At 73.0% G+C, this 12,945-nt stretch carries 16 protein-coding genes; 8 read left to right on the top strand and 8 right to left on the bottom strand.

The genetic code is table 11. The features are described 5' to 3' along the window. Positions 1-18: 18 nt before the first annotated feature. Positions 19-873: a formate dehydrogenase accessory sulfurtransferase FdhD gene (gene fdhD / locus O7546_RS28570; RefSeq protein ID WP_194800323.1), complete on the bottom strand. Its 855-nt coding sequence runs from the start codon at positions 871-873 to the stop codon at positions 19-21. A gap of 259 nt (positions 874-1,132) precedes the next feature. Here fdhD and O7546_RS28565 point away from each other — a divergent pair, with 259 nt between their 5' ends. The 3 genes from O7546_RS28565 (at position 1,133) to O7546_RS28555 (ending at position 3,365) form a co-directional block, all read left to right on the top strand. Continuing rightward, entirely contained in the window at positions 1,133-1,891 is a 759-nt protein-coding gene (locus O7546_RS28565; RefSeq protein ID WP_194800324.1) for an NTP transferase domain-containing protein, read from the top strand. After that, entirely contained in the window at positions 1,888-2,145 is a 258-nt protein-coding gene (locus O7546_RS28560) for a DUF6457 domain-containing protein (protein WP_013289326.1), read from the top strand. Before O7546_RS28565 ends, O7546_RS28560 begins: the two co-directional genes overlap by 4 nt. 65 nt (positions 2,146-2,210) lie before the next feature. Continuing rightward, on the top strand, positions 2,211-3,365 hold the full coding sequence (locus O7546_RS28555; RefSeq protein WP_194800326.1) for a hypothetical protein: 1,155 nt from the start codon (positions 2,211-2,213) through the stop codon (positions 3,363-3,365). Positions 3,366-3,372: 7 nt separating this feature from the next. Here O7546_RS28555 and O7546_RS28550 read toward each other — a convergent pair whose 3' ends face one another. Together O7546_RS28550 and O7546_RS28545 are read right to left on the bottom strand one after the other, a co-directional pair. Further along, positions 3,373-4,329: a zinc-binding dehydrogenase gene (locus O7546_RS28550; RefSeq protein WP_194800327.1), complete on the bottom strand. Its 957-nt coding sequence runs from the start codon at positions 4,327-4,329 to the stop codon at positions 3,373-3,375. Between the two features lie 61 nt (positions 4,330-4,390). After that, positions 4,391-4,849, bottom strand: coding sequence for an Lrp/AsnC family transcriptional regulator (locus O7546_RS28545; RefSeq protein ID WP_013289323.1), 459 nt, complete (start codon positions 4,847-4,849; stop codon positions 4,391-4,393). Between the two features lie 59 nt (positions 4,850-4,908). Between O7546_RS28545 and ddaH the strand changes: the two genes are divergently transcribed. Beyond that, entirely contained in the window at positions 4,909-5,742 is an 834-nt protein-coding gene (gene ddaH, locus O7546_RS28540) for a dimethylargininase (protein WP_194800328.1), read from the top strand. 78 nt (positions 5,743-5,820) lie between these two features. Here ddaH and O7546_RS28535 read toward each other — a convergent pair whose 3' ends face one another. Both O7546_RS28535 and O7546_RS28530 read right to left on the bottom strand, forming a co-directional pair. After that, a complete protein-coding gene (locus O7546_RS28535) occupies positions 5,821-7,044 on the bottom strand; it encodes an ABC transporter substrate-binding protein (RefSeq protein WP_194800329.1) in 1,224 nt (407 codons plus the stop codon). A 49-nt stretch (positions 7,045-7,093) separates the two neighbouring features. Further along, entirely contained in the window at positions 7,094-7,921 is an 828-nt protein-coding gene (locus O7546_RS28530; protein WP_281600250.1) for an alpha/beta hydrolase, read from the bottom strand. A gap of 57 nt (positions 7,922-7,978) precedes the next feature. Here O7546_RS28530 and O7546_RS28525 point away from each other — a divergent pair, with 57 nt between their 5' ends. Continuing rightward, positions 7,979-8,569 carry a bacterial proteasome activator family protein gene (locus tag O7546_RS28525; protein ID WP_135242545.1) on the top strand — a complete coding sequence of 197 codons (591 nt, stop codon included), beginning with the start codon at positions 7,979-7,981 and terminating at the stop codon, positions 8,567-8,569. 36 nt (positions 8,570-8,605) lie between these two features. Here O7546_RS28525 and O7546_RS28520 read toward each other — a convergent pair whose 3' ends face one another. The 3 genes from O7546_RS28520 to O7546_RS28510 all read right to left on the bottom strand — a co-directional run bounded on the left by O7546_RS28520 (position 8,606) and on the right by O7546_RS28510 (position 11,096). Beyond that, positions 8,606-9,418, bottom strand: coding sequence for an HAD family hydrolase (locus O7546_RS28520; protein ID WP_194800331.1), 813 nt, complete (start codon positions 9,416-9,418; stop codon positions 8,606-8,608). Then, complete coding sequence (locus O7546_RS28515) at positions 9,418-10,239, bottom strand: HAD family hydrolase (protein WP_269697849.1); 822 nt, start codon at positions 10,237-10,239, stop codon at positions 9,418-9,420. The genes O7546_RS28520 and O7546_RS28515 overlap by 1 nt, the downstream gene beginning before the upstream one ends. Positions 10,240-10,406: 167 nt before the next feature. Then, the gene (locus O7546_RS28510; protein ID WP_228531856.1) at positions 10,407-11,096 is read right to left on the bottom strand and encodes a hypothetical protein; all 690 of its coding nucleotides are present in this window, start codon (positions 11,094-11,096) and stop codon (positions 10,407-10,409) included. A gap of 163 nt (positions 11,097-11,259) precedes the next feature. Here O7546_RS28510 and O7546_RS28505 point away from each other — a divergent pair, with 163 nt between their 5' ends. From O7546_RS28505 to O7546_RS28495, 3 genes are all read left to right on the top strand, one after another. After that, positions 11,260-11,688, top strand: a complete 429-nt coding sequence (locus tag O7546_RS28505; protein ID WP_013289315.1) for an OsmC family protein — start codon at positions 11,260-11,262, stop codon at positions 11,686-11,688. 89 nt (positions 11,689-11,777) lie between these two features. Then, entirely contained in the window at positions 11,778-12,122 is a 345-nt protein-coding gene (locus O7546_RS28500) for a metallopeptidase family protein (RefSeq protein ID WP_194800433.1), read from the top strand. A 95-nt stretch (positions 12,123-12,217) separates the two neighbouring features. Further along, positions 12,218-12,937: an AIM24 family protein gene (locus O7546_RS28495; RefSeq protein WP_064448083.1), complete on the top strand. Its 720-nt coding sequence runs from the start codon at positions 12,218-12,220 to the stop codon at positions 12,935-12,937. Positions 12,938-12,945: the final 8 nt, after the last annotated feature.

Here is a 12,945-nt window from a genome sequence, read left to right as displayed (position 1 = left end):
TCCGCGATCCCGGTGCCGTCAGCCGGCGACGCGCGCCGCCCCGGTGTAGACGTTCATGGTCGGTCCGCGCAGGAAGCCCACAAGCGTCATTCCGGCCTCCTCGGCCAGTTCGACCGCGAGCGTGCTCGGCGCGGACACCGCCGCGAGTAGCGGCACGCCCGCCATCCACGCCTTCTGGGTGAGTTCGAAGCTGGCCCGTCCGGAGACCAGCAGCACGTGCCCGGCCAGCGGCAGCCGCCCTTCCCGGGTGGCCCAGCCGAGCACCTTGTCCACCGCGTTGTGCCGCCCGACGTCCTCGCGCAGCACGACGAGTTCCCCGGCGGGGGTGAAGAGGCCTGCGGCGTGCAGGCCGCCGGTGCGGTCGAAGGCACGCTGCGCGGCACGCAGCCGGTCCGGCAGCCCGGCCAGCAGGTCGGCGGTGACCACCAGCGGGTCGTCCTGCACCGCGAACTGCGAGCGGGTGCGTACCGAGTCGATGCTCGCCTTGCCGCACACGCCGCACGAGCTGGTGGTGTAGAAGTTGCGCGACGGGTCGGTGACGGGCTCCGGAACGCCGGGCGAGAGCACCACGTCGACCACGTTGTACGTGTTCGGGGTCTCCGCCCCGGCGCAGAGCTGCGCGGTGTGCACGTCCTCCGCCGACCGGATCAGCCCTTCGGTGAGCAGGAAGCCGATGGCCAGGTCCAGGTCGTCGCCGGGGGTACGCATCGTCACCGCCAGCGGCCGGCGTCGACCCGGGCCGGCCGCGCCGACGCGGATCTCCAGCGGCTCCTCCACGGCCAGGGTGTCCTGCCGCCGGATCCGTCCTCGGCCGTCCCCGGCCGCGTCGAGGTCGATCCGCAGCACACCACGCCGATCAGTCGCCCGTCCCATGCCGCCATCCTCCCCGGCCACCCCGCCGCCCGCACCTCGCCCCAGGTCTTCCCACCCCCCACCCACCCCGGCCCCCGGCCGCCCCAGGGCCGGCCGGGGCCCGATGATCGACACCAGTTCGGCGAAGTGGCGGTATCGGAGGGCCCTGGATGCCACCACTTCGGCGGAAAGCAGTCGATCAACGTCGGAAAACCGCCGACAACGCCGGGCAGAGGTCCGAGCCGGGATGCGGCGACGTGGCTGTGGCTACTGTGAGGCGGTGACGGGGTACGCAGCGATCCTGCTCGCCGGTGGCGCGGCCCGGCGGATGGGCGGGGTGGACAAGCCGGCCCGGGCAGTAGGCGGCCGGCCGATGCTGCACCGGGTGCTGGATGCGGTGGCCGACGCGGACCAGCGGATCGTGGTCGGCTCGTCCGGCCCGCTGCCCAGGGGAGTCCGGACGGCCCGGGAAGAGCCGCCCGGGGGCGGTCCGGTGGCCGCCACGGCAGCCGGGTTGGCGTTGCTCGACCCCGGTACGACGACAGTCGCGGTGCTCGCCGCCGACCTGCCGCTGCTCACCACCGCGGCGGTGGCCGAGCTGCGACGCGCGCTCGCCGCCGCTCACTCCCGCGACGATCCACCGCCCGCGCTCGCCGCCCGTCACTCCCGCGACTACCCGCCGCCCGCGCTCGGCGCCGCAGCCGCCGGGCCGGAAGACGCACCTGCAGCCGCCGGGCCGGAAGACGTAGCCGCCGCCCGGCGGGAGGCGCTGGACGGCCGGTCCGCCGCGCTCGCCTGCTACGTGGACGGGGACGGCCGGCGCCAGCACCTCTGCGCCCTCTGGCGGGTACCGGCCCTGCGATCCGCCCTAGACCGGCTCGCCGCGACGCGGGACGGCTCGCTCGACGGGGCGCCGGTACGCGGGCTGCTGGCCGACCTCGCCGTACGCGAGGTGTCCTGGTCCGGCTCGGGGCCGCCGCCCTGGTTCGACTGCGACACTGACGAGGACGTACGCCGGGCGGAGGAGTGGACGAGATGACGGTGCTGGACGACTGGGTCACGGCGGTCTGCGCCGAGCTGGACCTGGACCCGGCGGGGGTGCCCGTGCCGACGGTGCTCGACGTGGCCCGGGACGTGGCCCACCAGGTGGTCCGGCCGGGCGCGCCGGTCACCGCGTACCTGCTCGGGCTGGCGGTGGGGCGCGGCGCGGACCCGGCCGCGGCGGCCGAGCGGCTCAGTGCGCTGGCCGGTTCCTGGCCGGTGGACCTGGGTGGTTCCACGCCTGAGGATTAGCGCCTCGCGCGGGATTCGGTCCCCTTCGCGCCTGGGTAGGGTGGCGGGAACGGACGGAGGCGATCATGACGGCGGACCACCCCTCGGAGCCGGTCGACGAGCCTGCCGGCGGCGCGCCGGAGCACCACGCCGCCGGCGCGACGCCGGCGCATCAAGCAACCGGCGGTACGCCGGAGCACCACGAGTCGATCCTGCTCGACGAGCCGACCACAGCCGATCTGCGGGCCAAGGTCACCGAGGCGTGGCGGGAGTTCGCCCGGGCGCTCGCCGACCGGCTGCGCGGCCTGCCCACCGGTGGGCACCTGGAGGTCACGCTCGACCCGACGGCCTCGGGCACCGGCGACGCCGTCTACTCGGTGAGCGTGGACGCCGGCGAGGAGGGGCGGCTCTCGGCTCGCGCGGTCGGAAACGCCACGCTGCCGCAGGGCTACCGGCTGGACCGGGCGGCGGTGGCCGACATGGTGGCGCTCGGCTGGTCGCCGCCGGGCGTGGTGCCGGGTTCCGGCGAGCAGTTCGGGCTGGACTGCGGCACCGACGAGGCGACCCGGCTGGCCGCGGTGCTGTCCCGCACACTGCGTGACGTCTACGGTGCCCCGCACCCGGCCTTCCTCGTCTACCTGGTGCACGACGCAGAGGGCGAGGCGCTGCCGGTGGAGCCGCTCGGTACCGCGCGCAGCGAGTTCGGCCCGGACCGCGACGTCGAGGCCGACCTGGACGAGGCGCTGGCCGCGGCAGCGGCCGCACAGTCCGGCGAGAACGACGTGCTGGCCCTGGAGGAGCGGGTCCGCACCGTCGTGTCGACGATGCTGAAGTCCGCGTCCGACCAGCTCCAGATCGACTCCGACGGTGACATCAACATCCGGGCCGGCTCGGCCATGGTCTTCGTGCGGGTGCGGGACAATCCGCCGCTCGTGGACGTCTTCTCGCCGGTGCTGACCGAGGTCGAGCCGACCGAGCGCCTCTACGTGAAGCTCTCCGAGCTGACCAACCGGATGCCGATCGGCCGGCTCTACTGCGCCGACGACACGGTGTGGGCCTCGATCCCGGTGTTCGGCCGCAACTTCCAGCCCACCCACCTGATGCTCGCGGTGCAGGTGATGACCGGTCTCGCCGACGAACTGGACGACCGTCTGCACGGCGAGTTCGGCGGCAAGCGCTTCTTCGGTGAGGGCGACAAGCCGGCCCGGGCCGAGGAGCACCGCACCGGCATGTACCTCTGAGCGCTGCTCACCGTACGTCGAGCAGGGTCTTGCCCAGGGTTTCCCGGGCCTCGATCGCGGCGTGCGCGGCGGCGGCCCGGTCCAGCGGGAAGCGCTGCCCGATCAGCGGCCGCAGCCGCCCGGCCGCGCCCTCGGCGAGTGCCGCCTCGGTGAGGGCGCGCACCTCGTCCGGGCCGGGCCGAGGGCTCAGCAGCGTCACTCCGTGTGCGGCTGCCGACTCGGCCGGGATGTCGGCCCAGGTGCCGCCGGCCAGCCCGAAGCTGAGCATCCGTCCGCCGGGGTCCAGCAGGCCGAACGCCTCCCGGGCGAGCGGCCCGCCGACGCCGTCGAACACCACGTCGACGGCGCCCACGGCGTCCCGGACCCGGTCGGTCCAGCCCGCCTGCCGGTAGTCGACCGCCACGTCGAGGCCGGCGGCGCGGAGCAGGCCCACCTTTCGGTTGCCGCCGGCAGCGGCCACCACCGTCGCGCCGGCGGCCGCCGCGAGCTGCGTGAGCAGCGATCCGACGCCGCCGGCCGCCGCCTCGACCAGGACCCGGTCGCCCGGCCGCAGCCCGGCCGCCCGGGCCAGCATCAGGGCGGTCCGGCCGTCGGCCATCAGCGCCACCGCCGCGTCCAGCGGCAACCCCGGGGGTACGGGGACAGGCGCGCCCCGGTCGACGACGACGCGCTCGGCGTACCCGCCGGTGCCGCCGGTGGCGGTGACCACGACGCGGCCGGCGAGCGCCGGGTCGACGTCCGGTCCCAGCGCGGTGATCGTGCCGCCGACGCCGTTACCGGGAATCACCGGCAGTTCGGTGCCGAACGGCCCGAAGCCGCTGGCCCGGAACATCGTCTCGACGAACGTGATGTTCGCGTGTGCCACGTCGACGAGGACCTGGCCCGGTCCGGGTGCCGGGTCGGGTGCCGTCCCGGGCACGAGCACCTCCGGTCCGCCGAACTCCCGCAGCCACACCGCACGCATACCGCCCCCTCGCGTCTCGCCGGTCACGGGTGTCAGTGCACGACATGAAGCGGGGTTGAGGTCAAGGCGTGGACGGGCCGACGCCGGGGGACTCGACCAGCCGGGAGAGCACGATGGTGCTGCGGGACGAGGTGACGAACGATTCGGCGCGCAGCCGTTCCAGTGCCTCCTCCAGGTGGGAGATGTCCGCGGCGCGCAGGTGCACGAGCGCGTCCGCCTCGCCGGAGACGGTGTACGCGCCGACCACCTCGGGGTGGCGGCGGGCGGCGGCGCCGATCTGCGCCGGTGTGGTCCGGCCGGCGCAGAACAGCTCGACGAACGCCTCGGTGGTCCAGCCGACGGCGGCCGGGTCGACGACGGCGGTGAATCCCCGGATCACCCCGGCGGATCGGAGGCGGTCGACGCGTCGCTTGACGGCGGGGGCGGAGAGTGACACCCGGCTGCCGATGTCCGCATACGAGGCGCGAGCATCCGCGACGAGTAACGCAATGATTCGCTGGTCGACCGCGTCTATCTGCAACGTTCCGCTCCCGGGAAGCAATGCTTGTGGCTGTTACCAAAGTTGTACCGTACCTACTCTTGGTGACCGTGAACCAGCAGCGAGTCTCGCGAAAGCGGACATATCTCATGTGCTCGCCCGAGCACTTCACGGTCGAGTACGCGATCAACCCGTGGATGGACGTGACCACGCCGGTCGACGCCGACCTGGCGGTCAAGCAGTGGGACCGGCTGCGCGAGACGCTCGTCGGGCTGGGCCACGAGGTGAACCTGCTGACGCCCGCGGCGGGCCTGCCGGACATGGTCTACGCCGCGAACGGCGCGTTCGTGGTCGACGGCACGGTCTACGGCGCCCGGTTCAAGCACGAGCAGCGCTCCGCCGAGGCCGCCGCGCACCGCGCGTTCTACGAGCAGCAGGGCTGGCGGTTCATCGCGCCGAGCGAGACGAACGAGGGTGAGGGCGACTTCGCGTACCTGCCGGAGGCGCACGGCGGCCTGATCCTCGCCGGGTACGGCTTCCGGACCGAGCCGGCCGCGCACGCCGAGGCCCAGGAGGCGCTCGGGCGGCCGGTGGTCTCGCTGCACCTGGTCGACCCGCGCTTCTACCACCTGGACGTGGCGCTGGCCTCGATCGACGACGAGAACGTCGTCTACTACCCGGGCGCCTTCTCCGCCGCCAGCCAGAAGGTGCTGGCCCAGCTCTTCCCGGACGCGATCGTCGCGGACGACGAGGACGCGCTGGCGTTCGGCCTGAACCTGGTCAGCGACGGGCTCAACGTGGTGCTGAACAACGAGGCGACCCGGCTCGCCGGCAAGCTGAAGGCGGCCGGCTACCACCCGGTCCCGGTGGAGCTGGCCGAGCTGAAGAAGGGCGGTGGCAGCGTGAAGTGCTGCATCGCCGAGCTGCGGCACTGAGCCACGCTCGACGCCACGCCTCGGCGCGAAGGGCGGCCTCCCGGTGGGAGACCGCCCTTGCGCGCGTACGGGGGCCGGTCAGCCCAGCGTCGCCAGCTCGTTGATCACGACGTTGGAGAGCAGCCGGCCGTCGGTCTGCACCCGGCGCAGGTACCACTTCTGCTGCGGGGTACGGGTCTGGTTGAACTGCCAGGTGCCGCGCGGGCTGTCCACCTGGCCGACCTTGCCCAGCGCCAGGTTGACCTGCTGCGGCGAGGGGTTCCCCCCGGCCAGCCGGATCGCCTTGTCCAGTACCAGCGCGGCGTCGTAGGAGGCCATCGCGTACGTGGTGGGCGCCGAGTTGAACGTCTTCCGGTACGCCGAGGCGAAGATCCGGTTCGCGGTGTTGTTGAGGTCGGCCGAGTAGTTCAGCGCGGTCTCGATCCCGTACGTCTGGATGAGCTTGCGCTCGCGGCCCTTCTCGCCGTCGTCGAGCTGGTCGAGCGCGGTGCCCTCGGTGAGGAACCCGGGGGCGTAGATCGGACCCCGGTAGCCCTGGGCGTAGAGCTGCTTGACGAACTGCACGGCCTGCGCGCCGGAGTAGTGGCAGAACACCGCGTCCGGCTTGCGTTCGAGCGCCTTGCGGATCGGCCCCGAGTAGAGCGTCCGGGACGGGTTGGGGTCGTCCTCGGTGAAGATCGGGTCCTCGGTGAGCCGGCGACCCCGCTCGTACGCGCGCCGCAGCCCTTCGATGACGTCCTGGCTGCCCGGGCCGCGGGTGCCGAAGATGGCGATCCGGCTGGAGGCGTCCAGCTTCTGGCGCAGGTACTCGCCGAGCGCCTCGCCGGGCTCGGTCAGCACGTACGAGGTACGCCAGATGTAGACGACGCCCTGGAGCGTCGACGGGGAGGCGTTGGAGCCCAGCAGGGGCACCCGGGCCTCCTCGACCGCGTCCTTGATACCGGTCATCACGGTGGGGCTGACCACGCCGGTGAGCGCGAGCACGCCCTCTTTGAGCAGCCGGTCGACGGCGGCCTTTCCGGTGGCGGCGGTGTCGCCCTCCTCGGCGGTCACGAGCGTGACCGGGTGGCCGGCGATCTGCTGGCCGCGCATGCTGAGGAAGAGCTGGAAGCCGTTGGTGATCTCGTCACCGATGGCCTTGTTCGCTCCACTGCCGGGCACGATCAGCCCGACTTTGATCGGGCTGCCGGATCCGGCCTGGTCCCCGGACTCGTCGTCCCCGGAGCCACAACCCGCCGCCAGTCCGGTGGTACCCAGCGCGGCCAGCAGTTGCAGCGCCCGCCTGCGGTTCATCTGTGCCACCGAATTTCCTTCCCGACGGGGTGGCCATGGTGCACACCCCTTCGGCGTTCTACCTGGTCGACGACGCTGCGTCAATGCCTTGAAGATCATCGTGAAGCGACCGCAACGCCGCCACCACCTGCGGCCACGCGGTGGAGCCCGGTGCGATCAGCCCGAAATGCTCGCATTCGGGCAGCTCAATGAGCGTGGCGGAGCCTCCGGCAGCGTGATCTGCGGCCACCCAGGACCGGCTGATCGCGATCGGAACCTGGATATCTTGATCACCGTGAATGACTACTGTGCGTGTTCGGATGGGTACCAATGCGGATGGATCGGCTGCCGCGTACCGGTCCGGCACGTCGTCCGGGCCGCCGCCGAGAAGCGCGGTCACCGCACCCTCGTCCAGGTCCAGCCGGTACGCCTGCGCGAGGTCGGCCACCGGCGCCAGCGCGAGCACCCCGCCGACCGTCTCCGGGGCGTGCGCGGCCGCGTACAGGGACAGGTGCCCGCCCGCGGAGTGACCGACCAGGATCGGCGGTACGGGCGCCACCCGGCCGGGCAGCGCGGCGGCGGCTAGTGCCGGCAGCGCGGCGATCCCGGCGCGGACGTCGGTGAGCGTGTGCGGCCAGCCACCGCCCGGTCGGCCGGTCCGCCGGTACTCGATCTGCGCGACCGGGTGGCCGAGCGCGGCCAGCGCCGCCGCCATCGGGCCGGTGTGGGCCCGGTCGTACTCCGCCCGCCAGAAACCGCCGTGCACCACGACCACGAGCGGCCGCGGCGGCCCGTCGCCGGCCGGCAGTCGCAGGTCGGCGCACTGGTCCGGGTGGTCGCCGTAGGAGACGGTGGCATCCGGGGGCGGGGACGGGCGGGTCAGCACCTCGCGTGGGTCGGAGAGCATGCGGCGACCGTAGCGTCCCCCGGACCGGCCGCGTGCACATGGTCGGCGTGGGTAAAGATGGGTGCCATGACCGAAGCGCACTCCGCCGGACACGACGACGAACAGGGCAACGATGGCATCCCGGGCACCGTGGTGGTGGTCGGGCCGGACGGCCGCCCGGTCGGCACGGTGCAGACCGACGAGGGCAAGGGCGAGGACCCGACCCGTCTGGTCGAGCAGCCGGCCAAGGTGATGCGGATCGGCAGCATGATCAAGCAGCTGCTGGAGGAGGTGAAGGCGGCGCCGCTCGACGACGCGAGCCGGCACCGGATGCGGGAGATCCACGAGCGCTCGATCGTCGAGCTGAAGGAGGGCCTCGCCCCCGAACTGCGCGAGGAGCTGGAGCGGATCTCGCTGCCGTTCACCGAGCAGCAGGCGCCGAGCGAGGGTGAGCTGCGGATCGCGCACGCCCAGCTGGTGGGCTGGCTGGAGGGGCTGTTCCACGGCATCCAGGCCGCACTGGTGGCCCAGCAGATGGCCGCCCGCGTCCAGCTCGAGCAGATGCGTTCCGGCCGCCAGGCGCTGCCCAGCGGCCCGGGCGGCGTGATGCCGGGCATGCCGGGGATGCCCGGCGCCGGCGAGGGCCACGCGCCCGGCCAGTACCTGTGACCCGTCGGCCGGGGCGCCGCACGGTGCCCCGGCCGCTCAGTCCAGCTCGAAGACCTTCTCCAGGTACGCGGCCACGCCGTCCTCGGTGTTCGGCCCGGTGACCTCGTCGGCGATCTCCCGTACCGCCGGGTGGGCGTTGGCGACGGCCACCGCCCGTCCGGCCCAGGCCAGCATCGGCACGTCGTTGGGCATGTCGCCGAAGGCCACCACGTCCCGCTCGTCGACGCCGAGCCGCTCCGCGTACCAGGCCAGGCCGGCCGCCTTGGTCACGCCGGCGGCCGAGATCTCGATCAGCCCGCTGTACGACGAGTGGGTCGCCTCGGCCAGCCCCTCCAGCGCGCCCGCCACCACCTGGACGAACACGTCCGGGTCCTGCTCCCCGGCCCGGGCCAGCAGCTTCACCGCGGGCGCGGCCAGCAGCTCCTCCGGCGACTCGACGGCCCGGATCGCGTCGAGGTCGGCGTCCCAGCGCAGCGGGTAGTGCGCCTCGTGCCGCATCTGCCGGCTGTCCACGATCTCCACCGCGAAGCTCACCCCGGGCACCTCGGCGCGCAGCCGCCGGGCCACCTCCGCCAGCAGTTCCGGGGCGAGCGGGTCGGCCCGCAGCACCTGGTCGGTGGCCGGGTCGTACACCACCGCGCCGTTGGCGCAGATCGCCGGCAACGGCTCGGCGAGCTGCTCGTACACCATCTGGAGCCAGCGGATCGGACGGCCGGTGACCAGGACCACCGGCGTGCCGGCGGCGGCGATGCGGGCCAGCACCGCGGCGGTACGCGGGCTGAGCGTCCGGTCGTCGCGCAGCAGCGTGCCGTCGATGTCGGAGGCGACGAGCCGAGGTGGATCTTCCATCACCGGGAGAGTAGCCGGTCCAGGTAGACCGCGACGCCGTCGTCGTCGTTGCGCAAGGTGATCTCGTCCGCCGCGGCGCGTACCTCCGGGTGGGCGTTCGCCACCGCCACCCGGGCCCATCCCGCCCAGCCGAACATCGGCAGGTCGTTCGGCTGGTCGCCGAAGACCAGCACGTCGGCCGGGTCCACGCCGAGCCGTTCGGCGATGACGCTGAGCCCGCTGGCCTTGTCGGTACGCGGCGGGCAGATCTCGATGAAGCCGAGCCCGGCCTGGGTGAGCGTCGCCACGTCCGGCGGCACGATCGTCCGCGCCGCGGCCAGCAGCTCGTCCACGTGGTGGTCGGCGGTACGGGCGAACGCCTTGATCACGTCGCAGGAGAGGCACTCGACCCGGCTGCGGGCCTCGAACCGGTCCGGGTAGGGCCAGCTCGGGTGGTAGTCGCCCCAGAGCGGCGCGTCGTGTTCGTCCGACGCCTCCACCATGACCGTCAGCGGGCCGACGGCCGCCTCCAGGTCGGTGAGGATCCGGGCCAGCACCTCGCCGGGCAGCCGCTCGTCCCGCAGCACCAGGGGCCCCTCCGGGTCGCTCTGGTCCACCACCCGGCCGCCGCCGGCCATCACCAGGAAGTCGGCGGCCCGGATGTCGTTACGGGTGAGCTCGGTGAGGCGCGGTCCACGGCCGGTCGCGCCGACCACCGGGATCCCGGCGGACCGCACCCGGTCCAGCACCCGATGGGTGTACGCGGAGACGGTCTCGTCGCTGCGGACGAGCGTGCCGTCCAGGTCGGTGGCGATCAGCTTGGGCAGTCCCGGGCGGGTCATGGTTCCTCCTTCGCCCGCCGCCGTCACGCCGGCCGACCAGGTCCTCGGTGCCGCGACCATGGGACGGCGGGCAGCAACCGTATCTCGCGGAACGGGCGGCAACCACGGCTTTCCGGCGAATCGGCGGCGAAGCTCCGGTGGCCGCCGGACGCGCTGCCGGAGCTGGTTCAGTACGCCCGTTCGGGGCCTGCGAACGGCACCGTGGGCTGCACCGTCAGGTCCGCCGGGCCCGGCGGCACGTCGTCCTCGTCCGCCCGGCGGCGGCGCTCGGGCCGGTCCTCGTCCGGCTCCCCGTCGGTGGGCGTCCCGCCGGCTGCCCGGCCGGCCAGATGCAGCGCGGCCGCCAGCAGTGCGACGGCGACGAACGCGCTGACCAGGCCGCGTCCGTGCTCGACCTGAAGGCTCTGCTCGCTGACGAAGAACAGGATGCGCCGGGCCAACTGTTCGAGGGAGGCGGCGGTCGCGACCAGCACTCCGAGCACGGCCGCCGCGAGACCCAGCCCGGCCAGCCGGGCATGCTGCCGCACCGCCGGGGCACCGCGCAGCGCCAGCCCCACCGCCACCGACAGCCCGAGCAGGCCCACCAGGTACGCCGTACCGAGCCCGCCGATCTCGGAGATGCCGCTGGTCAGCCGGGCCGGTGCGTCCTCGCCCCGGGTCTCGGCCGGCACCGTGATCGCCAGCCACTCGCCGATCAGCGAGGCGAGCGCGGCTACCGCGCCGAGCCCGGTGAGCACGGGCGGCAGGCGGCGGTCCCGGCCCAGCGCGGCGAGCGAGCGCGCGGCCCGGCCGGACGACTCCGGCTCGGTGTCGCCCCACTCGACGATCGTGGTGTCGTCGGACCTGGTGTCCTGCATGGGGATTCGCTTGTCCTGCCGGGGAACGGGGAGATCCTGCGACATGGCCACCCTTCCCGTACGCGGGCCTGCGTCGAATCATGGCACAGCCCGCTCCCGCCGGCCCGGATCGCGACCCCGGGGTCCGGTGCGGGGCGGCTCGCTTTCGGTTAGCGTCGGTGCCATGCCTATCCGTACCGCATCCGCTCGCTGGCAGGGCAACCTCACCGAGGGGTCCGGCACCGTCCGCACCGGCAAGGGCGGCCTGTCCGGCAACTACTCCTTCAAGTCGCGCTTCGAGGAGGGCGAGGGCACCAACCCCGAGGAGCTGATCGGCGCCGCGCACGCCGGTTGCTTCTCGATGGCCCTCTCCAAGCAGCTCGCCGACGCCGGCGCCCAGGAGACCGCGGTGGAGACCACCGCCAAGGTGCACTTCGACAAGACCGACGCCGGCATGACAGTGACCCGCATCGACCTGGAGACCGTGGGCCAGGTTCCCGGCATCGACCAGGCCGAGTTCACCAAGCTCGCCGAGGCGGCCAAGGAGAACTGCCCGATCTCCCGGCTGCTGTCGCCGGGCGCGCAGATCACGCTGAACGCCCGTCTGGCCTGACATCGCGTACGGCACGGCGGGGGTGTCCTGCGGGACGCCCTCGCCGTGCGGTGTGCCCGATCCGGAGGGAGTGACCGGGCCGCGTGGCCGTGGAGATGAGCCGGGACCGGTTCGAGGAACTGGTCGGCGAGGCGCTCGACGAGGTGCCCGAGGAACTGCTCGGGTTGATGAGCAACGTGGTCATCCTGGTGGAGGACGACCCGCCGCCGGGTGAGGACCTGCTCGGCCTGTACGAGGGGCACGCGCTCACCTCTCGCGGCTGGGACTACTCCGGTGTGCTGCCCGACCGCATCCTGATCTACCGCAACCCGATCCTGGCGATCTGCGACACCGACGACGACGTCGTCGACGAGGTCGCGATCACAGTGGTGCACGAGATCGCCCACCACTTCGGCATCGACGACGATCGTCTGCACGCCCTGGGCTGGGGCTGACCGGCCTCCGGCGCGTCCCCGCCCGGCTGATTCCGGCGGTTGCGCCGGTCCCCTAACCTGCGGGTCAGGCAGATCCTGATGCAGGAGGAAAACCCATGCGCAGCGCGCTGTTCTCCGCGGAGAACCTTGAGAAGGAGTCCCAGCAGCCGGGCATGCGGTTGCAGAACTCCAAGATGCTGAAGATCGAGCTGAACGGCGAGGCGATGGCCCGGGTCGGGTCGATGGTCGCCTACCAGGGGCAGGTGCAGTTCCAGGCGCTCGGCTCCGGCGGCATCGGCAAGTTCATCAAGCAGCGGCTCACCGGTGAGGGCGTGCCGCTGATGAAGGTCTCCGGGCGCGGCGACGTCTTCCTCGCCGACTTCGCCAAGGACGTGCACGTCATCGACCTGGAGCCGGGCGACGCGCTGTCCATCAACGGCTCCAGCGTGCTGGCGTTCGACTCGACGCTCCAGTACGACATCAAGATGGTCGGCGGTGCCGGTTTCGCGTCCTCGTCCGGCCTGTTCAACTGCGTCTTCACCGGCCACGGCCGGATCGCCATCACCACAAAGGGCACCCCGGTGGTGCTGAACGTGGACGCCCCGACGTACGTGGACCCGCAGGCGGCAGTGTGCTGGTCGGCGAACCTCCAGACCGGCTACCACCGCGCGGAGCAGCTCGGCCTGGGCACGCTGCTCGGCCGCAGCACCGGTGAGGCGTTCACGATGAGCTTCGCCGGTCAGGGCTTCGTCGTGGTCCAGCCCTCGGAGGAGCCTCCGGTGGCCGGCAGCGGCTCCCAGCAGCAGGGCGGCGTGCTCGGCGGCCTGTTGCAGTGACCGTCCGG

Source organism: Micromonospora sp. WMMA1976 (assembly GCF_027497335.1).
GTDB lineage: Bacteria > Actinomycetota > Actinomycetes > Mycobacteriales > Micromonosporaceae > Micromonospora > Micromonospora aurantiaca.
This window is presented reverse-complemented; position numbering and strand designations above follow the sequence as displayed.